The sequence below is a fragment of the Microbacterium sp. SLBN-111 genome, from assembly GCF_049739645.1.
Lineage (GTDB): Bacteria > Actinomycetota > Actinomycetes > Actinomycetales > Microbacteriaceae > Microbacterium.
Genome location: NZ_JBMGQH010000001.1, coordinates 1,920,947 through 1,939,850, shown reverse-complemented (window position 1 = coordinate 1,939,850; position 18,904 = coordinate 1,920,947). Strand labels below are relative to the sequence as shown.

11 protein-coding genes are annotated in these 18,904 nt (G+C 69.4%); 6 read left to right on the top strand and 5 right to left on the bottom strand.

The genetic code is table 11. The features are described from left to right. Nucleotides 1-218: 218 nt before the first annotated feature. The 4 genes from RKD05_RS09035 (at nt 219) to RKD05_RS09020 (ending at nt 4,246) form a co-directional block, all read left to right on the top strand. Nucleotides 219-1,133, top strand: coding sequence for a family 43 glycosylhydrolase (locus RKD05_RS09035; RefSeq protein ID WP_424709505.1), 915 nt, complete (start codon nt 219-221; stop codon nt 1,131-1,133). Beyond that, nucleotides 1,130-2,401 (top strand): ABC transporter substrate-binding protein, encoded by a 1,272-nt coding sequence (locus tag RKD05_RS09030; protein ID WP_424709504.1) that lies wholly within the window; start codon nt 1,130-1,132, stop codon nt 2,399-2,401. The genes RKD05_RS09035 and RKD05_RS09030 overlap by 4 nt, the downstream gene beginning before the upstream one ends. Nucleotides 2,402-2,474: 73 nt before the next feature. After that, the gene (locus tag RKD05_RS09025; protein ID WP_424709503.1) at nt 2,475-3,431 is read left to right on the top strand and encodes a carbohydrate ABC transporter permease; all 957 of its coding nucleotides are present in this window, start codon (nt 2,475-2,477) and stop codon (nt 3,429-3,431) included. Continuing rightward, nucleotides 3,428-4,246 (top strand): carbohydrate ABC transporter permease, encoded by an 819-nt coding sequence (locus RKD05_RS09020; protein ID WP_424709502.1) that lies wholly within the window; start codon nt 3,428-3,430, stop codon nt 4,244-4,246. The genes RKD05_RS09025 and RKD05_RS09020 overlap by 4 nt, the downstream gene beginning before the upstream one ends. Nucleotides 4,247-4,336: 90 nt before the next feature. On the opposite strand, the gene RKD05_RS09015 is transcribed toward RKD05_RS09020, so the two are convergent. Then, a complete protein-coding gene (locus tag RKD05_RS09015; protein WP_424709501.1) occupies nt 4,337-5,341 on the bottom strand; it encodes a LacI family DNA-binding transcriptional regulator in 1,005 nt (334 codons plus the stop codon). Nucleotides 5,342-5,463: 122 nt separating this feature from the next. Here RKD05_RS09015 and RKD05_RS09010 point away from each other — a divergent pair, with 122 nt between their 5' ends. After that, complete coding sequence (locus RKD05_RS09010; RefSeq protein WP_424709500.1) at nt 5,464-6,447, top strand: glycoside hydrolase family 43 protein; 984 nt, start codon at nt 5,464-5,466, stop codon at nt 6,445-6,447. Further along, nucleotides 6,444-8,696 carry an alpha-L-arabinofuranosidase C-terminal domain-containing protein gene (locus tag RKD05_RS09005; protein WP_424709499.1) on the top strand — a complete coding sequence of 751 codons (2,253 nt, stop codon included), beginning with the start codon at nt 6,444-6,446 and terminating at the stop codon, nt 8,694-8,696. The genes RKD05_RS09010 and RKD05_RS09005 overlap by 4 nt, the downstream gene beginning before the upstream one ends. Nucleotides 8,697-8,871: 175 nt before the next feature. On the opposite strand, the gene RKD05_RS09000 is transcribed toward RKD05_RS09005, so the two are convergent. The 4 genes from RKD05_RS09000 to RKD05_RS08985 form a co-directional block, all read right to left on the bottom strand. Then, the gene (locus RKD05_RS09000) at nt 8,872-9,609 is read right to left on the bottom strand and encodes a hypothetical protein (protein ID WP_424709498.1); all 738 of its coding nucleotides are present in this window, start codon (nt 9,607-9,609) and stop codon (nt 8,872-8,874) included. Nucleotides 9,610-9,706: 97 nt separating this feature from the next. Beyond that, nucleotides 9,707-12,472, bottom strand: a complete 2,766-nt coding sequence (locus RKD05_RS08995; RefSeq protein ID WP_424709496.1) for a LamG-like jellyroll fold domain-containing protein — start codon at nt 12,470-12,472, stop codon at nt 9,707-9,709. Nucleotides 12,473-12,566: 94 nt separating this feature from the next. Further along, on the bottom strand, nt 12,567-14,006 hold the full coding sequence (locus tag RKD05_RS08990; protein WP_424709495.1) for an AbfB domain-containing protein: 1,440 nt from the start codon (nt 14,004-14,006) through the stop codon (nt 12,567-12,569). 206 nt (nt 14,007-14,212) lie between these two features. Further along, complete coding sequence (locus RKD05_RS08985; RefSeq protein ID WP_424709493.1) at nt 14,213-18,859, bottom strand: family 43 glycosylhydrolase; 4,647 nt, start codon at nt 18,857-18,859, stop codon at nt 14,213-14,215. Nucleotides 18,860-18,904 lie beyond the last annotated feature (45 nt).

Below are 18,904 nucleotides of genomic sequence, written 5' to 3'. Positions count from 1 at the left end.
ACCGGTTCGATGAACGATAGGCAAAGCCGCCCGGAAGGTCAAGAGCCACCCGGGCGAAGGGTCGACCTCCGGCCCTCGCACGCCCCGCGCGCGGCGACGAGATCCGACCCTCCGAGAAAACACGCAACGCCTCTCCGCTTGCATTGCGGCGCGAGTCGTGTAACGATACAGGACGTCGCCGTTTGTATCGATAAACGGGGAGAAGCCATGGAGGCATTGTGAGCGCAGAGCAGCGCGGTCGGAGATTCTTCGCGGATCCCTCCCTCTCGCACTTCGATGGCAGGTTCTTCCTGTATCCGACCACCGACGGCTCCCCCGAGTGGGCGGCATCCAGCTTCCGCGTCCTGTCCTCGACCGACCTCGCGCAGTGGGACGACGACGGCGTCATCCTGCGCCTCGGCGAAGACGTCGCGTGGGCCGATCGCTTCGCGTGGGCACCGTCGGCCGCCGAGCGCGACGGACGGTTCTTCTTCTACTTCACGGCCGACGACAACATCGGCGTCGCCAGTGCCCCCACCCCGCGCGGCCCTTTCGTCGACTCGGGTCGCCCCCTCGTCGCCCGCGGCGCGTACCCGGGCCGCGCGATCGACCCCTCGGTGTTCGTCGACGACGACGGCACGGCGTACCTCGTCTGGGGGAACACCGTCGCCCACGTCGCCCGACTCAGCGACGACATGCTGGCCATCGACCCCGAGACCGTGTCGTCGTGGGAGCACCCGACCTTCCGCGAGGCGGCGCACCTGCACCGCCGCGGCGACCGGTATTTCCTGACCTGGTCGGAGAACGACACCCGCGATCCGTCCTACCGCGTGCGCTGGGCCGACGGCCCGGGACCCCACGGGCCCTGGCAGGACCGCGGCGTCCTCCTCGAAACAGCGACCGGATGCCGGCATCTACGCGACCGGCCACCACTCGATTCTGCGCCTCCCCGGCACCGACGAGTGGGTCATCGCCTATCACCGCTTCGCCGTGCCCGACGGCGACGGCTACCGGCGCGAGATCGTCATCGACCCGCTGCGCTACTCGGCGGTCGGCGATCTCGTTCCGGTGGAACCCGGCTCGCACGCCATCCGCTTGACCTCGTCCCTCGTACCCGAAACCCTCGACACCTGAGAAGAAAGAGAAAGCAATGATGCTCCCCACCCCGTCCTCGGTCGCGCACCGTCGCACGACTCGGACCGCCGTCGCACTGACCGTCGTCGGACTCGCCGCGGCCGCGCTGACCGGATGCTCCGGCGGCGCCGGAGGCGGCACCGATTCCCAGACCGTGACGTTCCTGTCCTGGGACACCCAGGACACGATGCAGCCCCTCATCGACCAGTTCGAGAAGGAGAACCCCGGGCTGACGGTGAACGCCTCGTACGCCCCGCCCGTCACGGACTACGTCCAGAAGCTCCAGACGCAGCTCGGCTCGAACACCGGCCCCGACGTGTTCATCATCACCGCCGAGAACAAGCACCAGCTCATGGACGGCGGCTTCGCGAAAGACCTCAGCGGCGAGTCCTGGATCTCGAACATCTCCGACGCCGCCCAGCAGACCTACAGCAGCAACGGCAAGGTCTACGGCGCCGCGATCGCGTCGTGGGGTGGCGGCATCCTGATCAACAAGGACATGCTCGCCAAAGTCGGGTACACCACGCCGCCCGCCACGTGGGATCAGTTTCTCGACCTCGGCACGAAGCTGAAGGACTCCGGCGTCACCGCGTTCTACGAGGCCTCCGACGGCATCCCCGTGACGCTGTCCGCCCTCCTCGGCGTCGAGAACGCCTCCATGGACAACGCGATGGACCAGGACATCTGGGACGGCAAGACCACCTTCGCCGACACCTGGACCCAGCCCCTCACCACCTGGAACCAGCTCTTCGAGAAGGGCATCGAGCCCCGCTCCGCCGCCGGCCTCACCGGCGACCAGGTGCTCCAGGCGTTCGAGCAGGGCCAGGTCGCGATGATCGGCACCGGCTCGTGGGCACTCGGCAACATCAAGAAGGCCGCCCCGAACCTCAACCTCGAGTACCTCGCCGTCCCGAACCCGAAGGGCGACCTGTACTGGTGCGGCGCCGTCTCCCCCGGCTACGCCATCAACGCAAAGGCGAAGAACCCCGAGGGTGCCGACAAGTTCGTGCAGTTCCTGCAGAGCAAGGAAGGCGTGGAGCTGTACCAGAAGGAGACCCAGTCGATCACCACGACGAAGGACTTCACGCCGCAGCTCGACCCGTCGCTCAGCGAGATGGCCCCGGCCGTCCGCGACGGCAAGATCTACCTGCCCGCCGTCAACTGGCCCGACCACGCCGACGTCATGACGAGCGAGTCGGTGGCTCTGCTTCAGCAGACCATCTCGGGCAAGATCACCCCGGCGCAGTTCGCGCAGGGAATGGACGACAAGCTCGCCTCCACCAAGTGACGGACGGGGCGGGGATGCCATGGCATCCCCGCCCCTTCTCGCTCCGGTCCACTCCTCCAGGAAGGAAGACGTCATGGCCGACGTCGCCACGACACGACGCCCGATCCTCGTCGAACCGACAAGGACGGCCCCTCGCGCGATCCCGCGTCTCCGACGACGGCGGGACGGCTTCGCCGCCGCGTGGTTCGTGCTGCCGATCCTCGTGGTGTTCGTGGTGCTGTACCTGATCCCGCTCGGGCAGTCGCTGTACTACAGCTTCACGGACTACAACGGCTACAGCCCCGACGTGAAGCTCGTCGGCTTCGACAACTACCTGCGGATCTTCCGCGACTCCTCGATGCTGTCCGCGCTCGGGTTCACGCTCGCCTACGCGATCCTCACCACGCTGCTGGTGACGGTGTTCGCCATCCCCCTGGCCATGGCCCTCAATCGGCGCTTCGTCGGCCGCGCGTTCGTCCGCTCCGTGTTCTTCTTCCCCGCCGTTCCCAGCGTCGCGGTCCTGGGTCTGGTGTGGACGTTCATCCTCAGCCCGCTCGGATCGGGTGTCATCAACTCGGTGCTCGGCGCGATCGGCGTCGCTCCGATCCCGTGGCTCGCCGACGAGACGCTCGCCCAGATCAGCGTCATCCTCGTCGCCGTGTGGGCGCAGACCGGCTGGCACGCGATGCTGTACCTCGCGTACCTGCAGAGCATCCCGTCCGACATCTTCGAGGCGTCCAAGCTCGACGGCGCCTCCCCGTGGCAGGAGTTCCGCAGCCTCACCCTCCCCCTGCTCACCCCCGCGATCACGGTCAGCCAGCTGCTGCTGCTGACCGGCGGGCTCAAGGTCTTCGACCTCCCCTTCACGCTGACGCACGGCGGCCCCGGTTTCGCGACCCGCACGCTCACCCAGTCGATCATCGAGAACGGCATCGCCCAGTCCGACATCGGCAAGGCGTCGGCCCTCAGCGTGCTGTTCCTGCTCGCCGTCGGGGCCGTGATCGCCCTGCAGCTCGTCCTGTCCCGTCGCATCGAGGAGCGCTACTCATGAAATCGAGCCGTGGCATCCTGCTCAGCGTCTTCCTGGTGCCCCTCGCGTGCCTCGTGGCGCTGCCGTTCTACTACATCGTCGTCAACACGCTGAAGACGCAGCCCGAGACGGCCGCGCAGCCGCTCGCCCTGCCGACATCGCTGTACCTCGACAACTACATCGAGGTGTTCCGCGACATCCCCGTGCTGCAGAGCTTCCTCAACACGCTGTACGTCACCGTCCTGTCGATCGCGATCATGCTGCTCATCGGTTCGATGGCCGCGTTCGGCGTCCTGATCGGCCGCGGGCGCCTCGCGAGCATCGTCGGCGTGATCCTCGTCATCGCGTTCGTCGTACCCGGCCAGGCGACGCTCGTCCCGCTGTACCGCATGCTCGCGGGCGTCGAGCTGGTCGACTCGCTCAACGGCCTGGTCGTGATGTACGCCTGCGGATCGATCTTCTGCTATTTCCTGATCATCGGGTACATGCGCAGCCTCCCGACGGAGCTGTTCGAAGCGGCCCGCATCGACGGCGCGGGCCCGTTCCGCGTGTACTGGTCGATCGCGCTGCCGCTCATCCGGCCGATCCTCGTGACCGTGGGCGTGTTCCAGACGATGTGGGTGTGGAACGACTTCATCACCCCGAACGTCTTCATCAACTCGCCGCAGAAGCAGACGCTCGTGCTGCAGGTCTACACGGCGGTCGGCGAGTTCACCACGAACTGGCCGGTGTTCATGACCCTCACCGTGATCGTGCTGATCCCCATGGTCGTGTTCTTCGTCTTCGCGCAGCGGCAGATCGTCAGCGGCCTCGTCAACGGCAGCGTCAAGGGCTGAACGCGGCGCGAACGCCCCGGAGCCGTCGGGTTCCGGGGCGTCGCCGCGATTCGCGCCTTCAGGAGGTTCGAGGGAGCGCCGCGCGCCGGGTCAGCCGGTGGACTCGCGCGCGACCACGCGGAACGGGCTCAGCACCTCGACCGCCTCGTGCGCGTCGTCCGCGATGCGAGCGATGAGGAGGTCGACCGCGGTGCGCGCCATGAGCTCGTGATCGGGGTCGACCGACGACAGCGACGGCACGAGGTGACGGCTGAACTCGACGTCGTCGAAGCCGATCACCTTGACGTCGTCGGGCACCCGCCGGCCCGCGTCCGCGAGGCCGCGCAGCACGCCGAGCGCGACGTAGTCCGTGACGCAGAACACGCCGTCGAACTCGATGCCGTCGGCGACGAGGGATGTCACGGCCTCGGCGCCGCGGCGCGGCGTGAACTCGTCGAGGGCCACCGTGAGCTTCGGGTCGTACGGGATGCCGGCATCCTCGAGCGCCTGCCGGTATCCGGCGTGCCGCAGCGTGGACACGTCGACGTCGCCGTTCTCGGGGAGCGGTCCATGCAGCACCGCGATGCGCCGTGCGCCGCGCTCGATGAGATGGGCGACGGCCGCGCGGGCGCCGTCGACGTTCGACATCGCGACGTGGTCGACGGGGCCCTGGAAGATGCGCTCGCCCAGGATCACGACGGGGAAGTCGACGCGCAGAAGATCGCGGTCCTCGCCGCCGAGGCCGACCGCGCTGAGGATCAGACCGTCGTACATGCGCACGCGCGACAGCGCCAGAGCGTTCAACTCGCTCTCGCGCTCACGACCGGTCTGTTCGATGACGACGTGGAGGTCGTGTCGGGCCCCCTCGGCGATCACCGCCGCGGCCAGCTGGCCGTAGTAGGGGCGGTCGATCTCGGGGACCGCGAGGCCGATCGTGTGGGTGCGGCCGCGGCGGAGGTTCCGCGCCGCGACGTTCACCCGGTAGTCGAGGCGGTCGATGGCCTCGAGCACCTTCTCGCGCGTCGCATCCGCGACGTGCGGGCGCTTGTTGAGCACGTTCGACACCGTCATCGGAGAGACGCCGGCCGCATGGGCGATGTCTCGGATCGTGACCACCCTGGCCGCCTTCCCGCGCTCAGGGGAGCGCTCTCTATAACGTTACAGCGAACCGCAGGCATCCCACAGCATCGGGATTGTCGCCAGCCATTTGTATCGATACAGTGGGCGCGGAGGGATCAATGGAGTTCGACCGGTACCTGTTCGCCTACTTCGTCAACGGCAGCGACGCCGACGCCGAGCAGGTGCGCTTCGCCGTCAGCCACGACGCCACCGCGAAAGGGTGGACACCGCTGCATGCCGGCGCTCCGGTGCTGCGGTCGACGGTGGGCGAGGGCGGCGTGCGCGATCCGTTCCTGACCCGCGACCCCCGGACCGGGCGCGTGCACCTGCTCGCGACCGACCTGCACGCGGCGGCGGACGATGCAGAGGGCCGCGCGGCGACCGGCGGTGAGGGCGGCGCGTGGGACCGCGCGGTGCGGCACGGAAGCCGCTCGATCGTGGTGTGGTCCAGTGACGACCTGGTGCGCTGGACTCCCCCGCACCTCGCGACCATCGCCCCCGCCGACGCCGGCAACGCCTGGGCCCCCAAGGCGTTCTGGCGAGCGGACCGCGGCGGGTGGACCCTGTTCTTCGCGTCCGCGCTGTACCCCGAGGGTGACTCGAGGTCGCGGGAGCGGCACCAGCGGGTGCTCTCCGTCGAGACGTCGGATTTCCGCGAGTTCTCCGCCCCGCGGACCTTCCTCGATCCCGGCCACGACGTGATCGACGTGACCTTCGCCGAGTTCGGCGGCCGGCTCCACCGCTTCTCGGCCGACTCCCTGACCGACGTCCCCGACGAGAAGTGGCGCTTCGTCTCGCAGGAGGTCGGCGACGCCATCGACGATTCCGCCTTCGTCGTCGTCCGCCGCGACCTCGGCCGTCCCGAACTCGAGCGCGCCGAGGGTCCCGCACCGTTCCCCGCCCTCGACGGCTCGGCCCTCTTCCTGCTCCTCGACGAGTTCGAGAAACGCGGATGCCAGCTCTTCCGCAGCGACGATCCGGCGAGCGGGCGCTGGGAACACGTCCCCGACGCCGGGCTCCCCGAGGGTGCCCGCCACGGCTCCGTCCTTCCGATCACGCGCTCCGAGGCCGAGCGCCTCCTCGAGACGGAGGACCCGTCGTGACCGAGACCACCGTCCACATCGACGACGTCGCGCCGGGCGTCGCGATCAACCCCGACATGTGGGGGGTGTTCTTCGAGGACATCAACGGCTCCGCCGACGGCGGGCTGTACGCCGAACTCGTGCGCAATCGCGACTTCTCGTTCGGCCCCCGCGACGATCCGGAGTGGCATCCGCTCACCGGATGGACGACCGACGGAGCCGTCGAAGTGGGCGACGCGCGCGCGAGCGGCGGACACCGGGTGCGGCTCACCGCTCCCGCCACGCTGGAGAACACGGGCTTTGTCGCTCTGCCGCTCACCGCCGGAGCCGCCTACGCCCTCACGGTGCGGGCGACCGCCTCCCCCGGCGCCGACGTCCGCGTCGCGCTCCTCGACGACGCCGGCGAAGCCGTGGCTGAGGCGCCCGTCACGGGCGACACCGACGCCGTGCTCGTCCCGCGACGCGACGCCGCCCACGGACGGGTACGGCTGCACGTGGCATCCGGATCCTGTGAGGTCTGGTGGGTGTCGCTGATGCCGACCGCGACGTTCCGCGGCGAGGCGAACGGGCTGCGCGACGACCTCGCGCGCACGATCGCCGACCTGCGCCCGCGATTCGTGCGGTTTCCCGGCGGCTGTGTCGCGCACGGCTTCGGCCTCGACAACCTGTACCGCTGGAAGCACACCGTCGGTCCGGTCGAGGAGCGCGTCGGCGACCGCAACATCTGGGGCTACCACCAGTCGATGGGACTGGGCTTCTTCGAGTACTTCCGCTTCTGCGAGCAGCTCGGCGCCGAGCCGCTCCCGGTGGTCGCGGCCGGCGTGTGCTGCCAGAACTCCCCCGGCGGCCAGGCCGGCTTCACCGACGCCGAGATGGACGACTACGTCCGCGACGTCCTCGACCTCATCGAGTACGCCAACGGCCCCGTCGACAGCCCGTGGGGCGCACGCCGCGCCGCCGCCGGCCATCCCGCACCGTTCGGCCTGCGCTACCTCGGCGTCGGCAACGAGGACGAGATCACGGATGCCTTCGCCGAGCGGTTCGCGCGACTGCTCGAGGCCGTGCGGGCCGCCGCCCCCGACATCGTGGTGATCGGGACGGCCGGGCCCTTCCCCGCCGGATCCGACTACGACCGCGGCTGGGAGCTGGCCCGCGAACTCGCGGTCGACATCGTCGACGAGCACTCGTACAAGGCGCCGAAGTGGTACTTCGAGCACCTCGACCGCTTCGACGCCTACGACCGCTCGGGGCCGCGGGTCTACGTCGGCGAGTACGGCTCGCGCGGCAACACGATGCTGTGCGCCCTCGCGGAGGCCGCCTCCATGATGGGGATGGAGCGCAACGGCGACGTCGTGCGGCTCGCGTCCTACGCGCCGCTCCTCGCCCGCGTCGACCACACGCAGTGGACCCCCGACCTCGTGTACTTCGACGACACCGAGGTCATGCTCACGCTCAACTACCACGTGCAGGCCCTGCACGCCCACGCCCCGGGCACGCGCGCGCTTCCCGTGCTCGTCGAGAACGCTCCGGCCTGGGAGCGCCCGCGCACCGGGCGCATCGGCATCCGTCTCCGGGCCGAGTCCGGCACGCTCACGGTCGAGCACGCGTCCCTGGATGCCGGCGGCCACCGGCAGCAGACCGGGCTCCACCGCGGCGAGCGCGACGTGCGCCTCCCGCTCGGAGCCCGGGGCACGGACTACACGGTGCGCGCGCGGGTGCGCCTCGAGGAGGACGGGCGCGACGGCTTCCTCGTCGCGTTCGGCGACGTGGACGGACCCGATCACTTCGAATGGCGGTTCGGCACGTGGGAGAACCGCTTCCTCGTGCTGTGCGAGGTCAGCGACGGCCTGTCGGACGAGTGGACCGAGCCGCTCCCCTCCCGCTTCGACGCCGGCCGCACGTACGACGTGGAGATCCGGGTCGAGGGCGGCGGGAAACACGTCGTCTGCCTCCTCGACGGCGACGTCGTGCACGACATCGCGCACGACGGCAGGCCCGAGGAGCGCTTCAGCGCCTCCGCCGTGGTCGACGACCGCGACGGCACGACGTGGCTGAAGATCGTGAACGCGACGGATGCCGCCGTCCCGCTCACCGCCACGCTCGCGTCCGGTCACGCGGTGTCGGCCCTCGAGATCACGAGCCTCACCGCCGACCCCGGTGAGGGCCGCCCGTTCGCCCCCGCCCCGGCCGCTCCGCGCGTCTCGCGGGTCGACGGCGCACGGTGGACCGTCCCCCCGTTCACGTTCGCCGTCGCCCGGGTCGTGCGCTAGCGCTCTCCCTTGGGGCCTCGGCGTCCGCGCGACGCGGCCCCGGCGCCCACGTGACGCGGCCCCGGCGTCCGCGCGACGCGGCCGCGGGCCGCGGCATCCCGTTGAGTGTCCAGGACACGCGGACCCGCGCGCTTCCGCTCCGCGTGTCCTGGACACCGAACAGCCGACCGCGCCCTCAGCAGGCTCCGGCCGCGACGCACGGAGCGTGCGCGAGGTCGCCCAGCGCCGGAGCGAGGCTGACGTCGGCCGCCGCGACGCGGGCGTCGACGAGGCTCGTGTACTGCTCCTCGAGGGCGGAGAGCCGCACGGCCTCGTCGGGGGCCGCCGCCGCCTCGGGGTGCTCTCCCCGATAGGACTGCACGGCAGTGGCGGAACCGTCGATCGCACCCGCCGACGCAAGCGCCTCGGACACCTCCTGCCGCAGGGCCCCGAGGAAGTAGTCGATGAAGTCCGACTCCGACAGGCTCGGCGGTCCGTACACCGGTTCCCCCGCACGCAGTGCCGCCGCACGGCGGTCGTTCTCCGCCGTCCACGCCTGCACCAGGTCGGCGTAGGTGCGCGGCGCGGACACGCCCGCATGCTCCGCGGCATCCAACTCGACCTGCAGACGGACGACGGATGCCTCGGCCCGGTCGATCAGGGATCGTGCGGGGGTCGTGCCCTGGATCGGGGTGTCCCAGAACCCCGCCGCCGCGACGTCGGCCCCGGAGGCCTGCGCCTGCGCGACGACGTCGGACCGTTCACGGGCGAGGAAGACGCTCACGGCACGGAAGGGCACGGGCGTCCCGTCCACCGTCAGCGCCGTGGCGTCCGGGAGCGGGGGTGCGGGATCGACCGGGGCCGGAGACCGCGGGAGGAGGAGCAGGACCACCGCGACGGCCAGGAGGCCGACGAAAGCGGCGGCGATCAGCACCGGGCGCGCACGGCGCCCGGCCGAGGGGCGGGTGCCGCCTCGACCGGGCGTCGTCCGGCTGCCGGCCGGGCGGGAGGTCCCACCCGGCCGACGTGCGTCACGGAGTGGCGAGCGTGGTGATCTGGGCGCCACTGAGGACCCGGTTGTAGAAGTGCACGTCGTCGATCTTCCCGCTGACCGGGTCGACGGGCGACAACGCCCACTCCGCTCCGCCGATGACCGTCGCCCCGATGGACTTCCAGGGTGTCGTGTACGACGCCGTGCCCTGCAGCGCGCCGTTCACGTAGAGCGAGATCGTGCCCGCACCCCGGTCGTACATCCCGAGCACGTGGTACCACGTGCCCGTCGCCGCGCTCGAGGTCGCCGACACGCTCGTGGCCGTGGAGTTGGTGTCGTCGGCGCTGCGCATCGTGAACGTGAACTTCCCGCCGCTGAGCTGCAGGTAGAACGGGCTGATGTTGAAGCCCGACATGCTCGCGAACGTCTGGTTTCCCGCTGTGTAGTCCAGGTTCACCCAGGCACTGACCGCGAAGCTCTGACTCGTGTCGACGGCGGAGGTGGGCGCCTCGCCGTACGACCCGGCCGAGCCGGGGAACGACAGGGCGTTGGCACCGATCTTGCCGGCGCCGGCCCACGCCGTCCGGGACTCGAGGTGGCCGGTCGGGAGGCCCGCCGTGACGTCGGTGAACGTGCCACCGCTGCCCTCGTCGAGCTGCCAGTACCCGGTCGCCCCGGTACCGAACGCGAACGCCTCGCGGTCGCTGATGGCGCGCGGCAGCGCGTGCACGTCGTCGACGGTCGCGTTGGCGAAGTCGACGGCGGCGCCGTTCCACTTGGCCTGACCGACCTTCGTGTGGCCCGTCGCCTTCCAGCCACCGCTGAACGCGGTCGAACCCTGGAGCGCACCGTTGACGTACAGCTTGATGACCTTCGCCGACGCGTCATAGACGCCGACCAGCTGCGCCCACGTTCCCACGGTCGCGGCCGGTCCGAAGACCTGGGCGTACGTGGATGCCGTGGAGTCGGCGCTGCGCGCGGTGAAGACGTACTTGCCGCCCTCGATCTGCAGGTAGAACGGGCTGATCGTCGACCCGTCGATGCTGAGGTACGTCTGGTTGCCGGTCAGCGAGGCGGGCTTGACCCACGCTGCCACGGTGTAGCTCGCGGACGTGTCGACCACGGGCGAGGCGGCATCCACGAATCCGGAGGCCGTACCGTTCAGCGCGACCGCACCGCTGCCCATCTGGGCCGAGGTCGTCCACGTCGCTCCGGACTGCAGCGTCGCGGGGTTGGCGTGCCCCGACGTGTCGTTCGCCGTCGTTCCGTTCGACTCGTCGAACCGCCAGTACACCCCGGGCGTCGACGCGCTCGTCGTGACACCGGCGCCGTTGTACGCACCGATGTTCGGCGCCGCGGTCGACGACACGGCGTTGCCGAAGTAGTCCTTGCCGCCGTTGTTGGAGATGACGTTGCCCGCGCCCAGTGCCGGGGAGCCCGCGCGCAGCTGGTACGCCGACGCCGTCGCGCGCCCGTCGCTCGCCCCGCCCGGATTGACCAGGAGCGGGTCGGCCGTGATCTTGCTCGTGTCCGCCGGCTCGGACGCCGGGTGCTGGCCGTAGAAGAGGTTGCGCGACCAGGTGGTGTTGTTCGTCTGGTAGCCGCCCGTGCCGTGCTTGACGATCAGGTTGTTCGTGAACGTCACGTTCCCCGGCGGGGTGCCGTTGGTCACGTCGCCGTTGTCCCCCGGCGGCATGTAGACGGTGTTGTTGGAGAAGTTCGCGGTCCCGCCGTTGGCGATGCCCTGGAGCGTCGCCCACACGGCGTTCGAGGCGCCGTCGTTCTGGCTGATGTTGTACCGGATCGTGGTCGTGCCCAACGCACCGAAGGTCGACGAGCAGCAGAACTCGATCGATCCCCACGGGTTGTCGTGCGTGTAGTTGTACTGCAGGGTCCAGTCGGTGTTGTTGTTGTCGATGTCGAACGCTTCGCCGTCGTAGAGCGCCCGCCAGTTGCGGGCGACCTCGTTGTACTGCAGGACGGCGTTGTTCGTCCATCCACCCCAGATCGCCGCACCCGAGAACCGGTAGCCGCTGTCGGTGACGACGTTCGACTGGATGACCGGACCCGAGCAGAACACGCAGACGATGGCGTTGCCACCCGCGTCGGTGATCGTGTTGTTCTGGATCACGATGTTGGTCGAGTTGATGTTGTGGTTGAGGCCGATCGCCGAACCGATGTAGATGCCGCCGGCATCCACGTTCTTCAGGGTGTTCCCCGAGAGCAGCACGTCGTCCCATGCCGCGGTGGTGTTGTTGTCGGTCTGGTCGAACGAGATGGCCGACGTGCGCGACGGCTGGGGGTCGCCGTTCTTCCAGAACCCGCTGACGTTGTCGATGAGGTTGTTGACGACGTGGATGCCGTGGAGCGTCCCGGTCGTGTCGTTGTCGGCGAGGAACCCGGCACGCGAGGCGTTCCCGCCGGCGCTGTTGGTGATCTCGAGGTTCTGGATCGTCCAGTCGTGCTGGTCGTGGAGGTACACGGTGGCCGCCACTCCGCCGCCGGCCAGGAGCGGCGCCGCGCCCGAGCCGTAGGAGGAGACGACGATCGGGGACGTGGACGAGCCCGACCCGAGGGGCGCGAACTGCCCCGCCCAGGTCCCTCCGCGCTGGAACAGGATCTGGTTGCCGGCGGCGAAGGTGGTGCCGTTCAGTTTGCCCAGGGTCTTCCACGCCGTCGTGGTCGAGCATCCGTCGGCGGCATCGTTGCCGGACGGGGAGACGTAGTAGGTCGTGCAGGCGGCTTGCGCCGGCGCGGACGCGATGACGGGGAGACCGATCGCGGCGAGGGCTGCGACGGCGAGCATGGCTGCGCGCCGTCTCCAACGAGGAGTCACGGGATGCCTTTCGAACAGGGCGCGCGCGGGGGGAGCCGCGCGCGCCCGAGGGAGGGGTGGGAGGTTACGGAGCGACGTGGAACGTCGCGTCGGCCTGGTCGTTCGCCGACGAGATGGGGTCGAGCTTCAGCTGGAAGCTGTAGTGCCGGATGTAGCGGTCCGGGTAGTTGTACGAGCGGAACGAGCTCCAGGTCGAGTTCGCCAGGCCCGGAACACGGGTGAAGGTCGCGTCCGCGGCGAACTGCGCGGAGTTGTCGTTCTGGTTCAGCACCAGCGCGAAGTTCGAGTGACGCAGGTAGTACCCGGGGATGTTGACCGACTCGAACGACACGGCGTTGGGATCGGCGAGCCCCGGAACGATCCGCCACTGCGAGTCGGCCTGCGGGTCGAACGGCAGCGGGTCGATGCGTCCCTGGTAGTTGGAGTGCCGCACGTAGCGGTCGGGGAAGTTCCAGGACTTCAGCCGCATGACCGAGGTCGTGCCGTACGTGCTCTGCAGGGCGTTGTACTCCGTGGCGGTGATCGGCTGGATGGTGTTGTGCTTCGAGCCGAGCGGCGCCGTGAAGTTCGCCTTGCTCACCGCGGTCCACGACCCCGTGGTGATGTCGCCCTGCCACACGTTGAAGGTGTTGTTCGGGCAGTAGTTGTCGCCCCACAGCCACCACTTCGTGCTGTCCGTGAGCGAGCGCACCACGGTCGGCGCCTCGACGCAGCTGCCCTGCGGCGGTGCCGTGACGTACTCGGTGAACGACCCGGGGTTCAGCGTCGTCGACTTGGCGCCTCGCAGCGTCGCGTCGCTCCCGCGGTAGTAGAGGTAGTTCACGCCGTTGACGCCCGTCACCATGTCGGCGTCGATGATGTTGCCCTGACCGTTGTTGTCGAAGAACACGGTCGGCGAGCTCGCGGTCTGGAAGTCCGTCGTGTACGACACGAGGATCTTCGCGACGTTGGACCCGTTCGGGATGCCGCTGAACAGGATGCCGTACTGCTGGCGCCCCGCGTCCCAGAACGCCTCGGGCGCCCACGAGTAGGAGTTGGTGTTCACCGCGTTGACGGTGAGCATGCGGTCGGCGGACCAGTTCACCAGGTCGGGCGAGGTCCACACGTGGATCGCCGGATTGGCGGCGAAGAAGTCGTTCCCCGTGGCGATGTCGGTCGCGAGCAGGACCCACGAGCCGTTCTGCAGTCGGTACAGGAAGGGATCGCGGATGCCTTTCGTCCCGGCGGTCGGAACGAGGATCGGCTGGTTCTGGTTGAGGGGCGTCCACTCCAACGCGTCCGGGCTCACGGCGAGGTGGACGGTGTTGGAGTTGCCGGAGCCGCTGGGGCTCTCGGTGAAATAGGCCATCACGTAGTCGGCGTTGGCCGTGGCGGCCTGCGTCGGGGCGGCCGGGGCGGCCACGACGCCGACCGTGGCGAGCGCCGCGGCGAGCGTGGCGATCGCAAGGAGGCGCCGGCGGATCCGGCGGGCGGGAGGCGACACGACGTCGCTGCGGTCATGCACGGGGTTCTCCGATCTGGAGCTGTCACCGATGACCGCTCCACGCGCGAGATTAGGGCAGTATGTATCGATACACAACCATGTATTCGTAACGATACAAACGGAGTTTTCCCCGCCCTGTCGGTGCGACCCTCGTCGCCCGGGCGGAACGACGGAGGACCCCGGATGCCAAGCATCCGGGGTCCTGCGTCGATCGAACGATCAGCCCCTTACGCGTCCGCGCGGCGGGGGCGACGCATCGTCCACACCACCCCTCCCGCGACGAGCAGGAAGGCGGCAAGGAGCGCGCCACCCAACGGAGCCTGCGCCCCGGTGGCCGCGAGCTGGCCGGCCGCGACCACCGTGATCGGCACGGTGGCGATCGTGCGCCCGTTCGCACCGAACACCACGATCGAATGGCTGCCCGCGGCGAGGTTGCCGGGGATCTGCACGTCGAACGTGACGCGGCCGCTGGCGTCGGCGGCCGGGATGCCGGCGATGCGGATCGGGGTGCTGCGCAGTTCGGCCGTGACCTGCTCGCCGGGCTGCAGCCCCGTCACCGTGACCTTCACGATGCCGCCCCGCTCGACCGTCGTCGTCGAGACGGACACGGTCGGCGTGGAGCCGGGTGTCGCGGTGGGCGACGCCGTCGGGGTCGGCGTGGCCGTGGGCTCGCCCGTCGGCTCCGGCGTCGCGGTCGGCTCCGGCGTGGCCGTCGGCGTCGGGGTCGCGGTCGGCGTCGGCGTGGCCGTCGGCGTCGGCGTCGCGGTCGGCGTCGGCGTCGGCGTCGGACCCGGGTCGTCCGGAACCTCACGCGGCGCGACGCTCGAGAGCGTCGGCTTCACGGCCTGGAAGAGCCCGTCCGCACCGATCTCGAGGCGGTCGATCGTCGTCTCGCGGTTGGTTCCGCCGCCGCCCGGGATCGCGAACCGGTGGTACGCGATGTACCACTCGTCGGTGCCCGGCACGTTGATGATCGAGCTGTGGCCCGTGCCGAGGATCCCCTGCGAGGCATCCTTCGACAGGATCACGCCGCGGTAGGTCCACGGCCCGTCGATGCTCGTCGACGTGGCGTACCCGACCCTGTAGTCGGGCGAGCCGGTGTCATCGATCGAGTACGTCAGGTGGTACAGACCGTCGCGGTAGTTCACGAACGAGCCCTCGCGGAAGTCGTTCAGACCCGAGATCGGCTTGATCGTGCCCGCCTTGATGCTCTTCATGTCGTCCGACAGCTCACCGTAGACAGGGTTGCCGTTCCCCCAGAACAGGTAGTACTTGCCCGTCTTGGGGTCCTGGAACGCCGCCGGATCGATGGCCTGTCCGCTGTGGACGCTCTCGCCGTTCGTGATCATCGGCTGCGCGTCCGCGGTGAACGGCCCCTCGGGGCTGTCGGCCACGGCGACGCCGATCTCCTTGCGGTTGTCCTGCGGGTTGTGGCCGCTGAAGTAGAAGTAGTACTTCCCGCCCTTCTCGATGATCGTCGGCGCCCACGCGTTGCCCGAGGCCCACGGAACGTTGCCGTTGGCGCCGTCCAGCGTCAGGAACGGCTTGTCCGAGCGCGTCCAGTCGACGAGGTTCTTCGACTTCCACACGTAGAACGTGTTGCCACCCCAACCGGGAGTGCCGTCGGTCGTGGCGTAGATGTAGTACGTGTCGCCGAACACCGCGATGTTCGGGTCGGCGTACAGCCCCGGCAGGACCGGGCTCTTCATCTCCACCGCCTTGAACGTCCACACGACGTCGGACTGACCCTCGGTCTTCAGCGTCACCGTCACCGGCGTGCTGAGATTGCGGACCGTTCCCGACGCCGGGGTGGCCGTCGTGCCGGGTGCGGTCGTGAACGTCGGACGCAGCTTCGACAGGTCGGTTCCCGGTACGACGGGGAACAGCACCGTGCGGTTGTCGGCGTCGACGATCGGGGCGACCTTGAGCGCAGCGGCATCCTGCAGACCGATGCCGGTCAGGAGGCCCGGGTTCTGAGCGGCGATCTCCTCCGGGCTCAACGCACGGTTGTAGAGCGCGAACTCCCGCATCTGGCCGCGGAACAGGTTGTCCTCGTTGTACACGGACTTGCCGAGGTAGTTCGCCAGGGTCGCGCCCTTGCCGATGTCGCCCGGTCGAACCGTGACGTTGGTGTTCTCGGCGACCTTCTGCCCGTCCAGGTACAGCCGCGCGGTGTTTCCGCTCAACGTGTAGGTGAGGTGCACCCAGCGGTCACGCGGGAGGGCGCTGGCGGCGGACGCGTTCTGCTCTCCGGTCCAGTTGCCCGTGGTGATGGCGCCCCGGTACTGGCCGTTGCCGGTCGAGAACAGGTAGCCGTTCCCCTTGCCGTCGGTGCCGGTGTTGCCGAAGCCGTACAGGAAGTACGGGTTCTTCTGCGCCGGATCGATCCGCACCTCGGTGTCGACGGTGAAGTCGGTCACCCCCGCCAGCACGTTGTCGGGCAGATCGACGTAGTCGTTGCTGCCGTCGAAGGTGAGCGCGCCGTTCGAGAACGTCGCACCGCCCTGGATGGTGCCGTCACGCCCCGCACCGGAGCGATCGTGGAGCGTCGCGCCCGAGCCCTCGGTGAAGTCGTACCGCAGGACCTCGCCCTTGGCATTGGCGGTGACCGGCGTCACGCCGGGGTCGGCCGGGAAGTTCGCGCGCAGGGCGGCGAGTTCTTCCGCGGTGACCGGCATGACCGTTCCGTGACGCGGGCTGCTCGGGAGCTTGTAGCTCGCCGGAACCTGCCAGTTCGGGTGCGCGATGTCGGTGGTGGCCAACGGGATGTAGCCGCGCCCGCCGTACTCGTCGACGAACAGGTAGTACTTGTCGCCGTTGACGTCACCCGGGTTCGACTTGAAGATGCTCGGGCCTTCGACGGCACCCGTGCCGGCGTTCTTGCCGATGCACGAGGCGACCTGCGTCCAGTCCTTCAGCGGAGCCGTGAGCACCGCGGAGCTCTCCTGGATGATGTCGCTGCACCCGGTGGTCCCGGCGCCCTCGTCCTTGGTGAAGCGCTGGTAGACGCCGTTCGCCTTGATGACGGTCGAGTCGATGCGGGAGATCCCGCCCTGCCAGACCTGGGGCTCGCTGAACGTCACGAAGTCGCGCGTGGTGGCGTACATCATGCTGTTGGGCACGTTCGAGGTGTGACCGGGGTCGTTCGCGGGGTAGATCTTCGACGCCCAGAACACGACGTACTGGCCGAGGCCCTCGTCGTAGTACGCCTCCGGCGCCCAGGTGTTGCCCGCGGTGTCGGGCGAGACCCGCACGTGACGCTGGTCGCTCCAGTGCACGAGGTCGTGCGATTCCCACACCTCGATGTACTTCGAGCCCACCGTCTGCGAGTCGCCCCAGGACGTGCCGCCGCCGATCGAGAGGTCGGTCGCGATCAGGTAGAACGTGTCGCCTTCGGGAGAGCGGATGATGAACGGGTCGCGCAGGCCCTTCTCGCCGTACTTCGAGGTGAAGACGGGCTTGCCGCCGTTGAGCTCGGTCCACGACAGGGCGTTGTTGCCGTTGCTCGCGGCGAGGTAGATGTTCTCGCCCGCGAGCGTGTTGCCCGTGAAGTACGCGAACGTGTAGCCCTCGAAGGCGCCGAGGTGCACGGCCTTCCGGACCGTCACGACGATGTCGCGGGTCTTCGTGGTGGAGCCCTTCGTGACGGATGCCGTGAGCGTGACCTTCGTGTCCGACTCCGGCCGCACGACCACGCCCGTGGTGGACACGACCGCGGGGTTCGAGCTCGTCCAGGTGACGGGCAGTCCGCCGGCCGTGGTCGGCAGGGTCAGGTTGCCGCGCGCGTCGTCCGCGTTGACGACGGTGATCGAATCGAGCGCCTTCTGCGCCGTGCCCGCGTCATCGGGAACCGCGAGCACCGTCGCGGTGAAGCCGGCGGTCTCCGTCGCGGATCCGCGGGTGAGCGTGGCCGTCAGCGTGACCTTCGCGTCCGGCTGTCCTGCCGCGGGGCGCGTCACCGCGCCGGTGGAGGACACGACCGCGGCGTTCGAGGACGACCACGAGATGCTCGCGCCGTTCGGGCCACTCGTGGGCAGGGTGATGTTCGCGGTGACGGCGCTGAGGTCTCCGAGATCCAGCGCGGCCTTGTCGCGCGCGACCCGCTGCGCGTCGGTGGCGACGAGCGCGGTCACCTCGTCGGCGGCCAGCGCCCGGTCGTACAGGCGGAAGCCGCGGAGGCTGCCCGCGAGGCGCTTGTCGGGGGTGTAGTTCGAGCGGCCGAGGTAGTTGGCCGTCGTCGTGCCGTTGCCGATCGATCCGGGGGTCGTCGTCGTATTGGTGTTCTCGGCGACCTTGACGCCGTCGATGTAGAGGCGCGAGGTCTTGCTCCCCGCGTCGAGGGTGTAGGTGAGGGTCTTCCAGACGCCGCGGTCGAGGTTCGCCGACCCGCGCGTCTCCTGCTCCGTGGTCCAGTTGCCGCTGGCGATGCCCGTGCGCGCGGGGTTTCCCGTGGCGAACAGGTAGCCGTTGCCGTACCAGTCGGTGGTGTTGCCGAGGCCCCAGATGAAGTAGTTGCCGGACTGCTCCGGGCGCACGAGGACGTCCGTGCTGACGGTCACCGACGAGAGCCCCTTGAGGATGTCGTTGGGAACGCTCACATAGTCGTCCGCGCCGTCGAGGCGCACTCCGCCGGCGCCGGTCAGCGACGGTCCACCGACATAGGTGGCGTCGCGGCCGTGGCCGGAATCGTCGCGGGCGACGGTTCCCGATGTCTCGTCGAGCGGGTAGGAAACGACCAGTCCGGTCGCGGGAGTGTCCGCATTTGCGGCTATCGGGAGTGTGATCGGCGCCGCGACCAGCGCGGCGACGACCGGGACGGCGAGCGTCCAGGACGGGAGACGGCGGGGGAGAGCCGTCCGATGGAGCGTAGGCACGGGGGTGCTGATCCTCTCGTGAATGCGACATTGCATGGGGTCGTC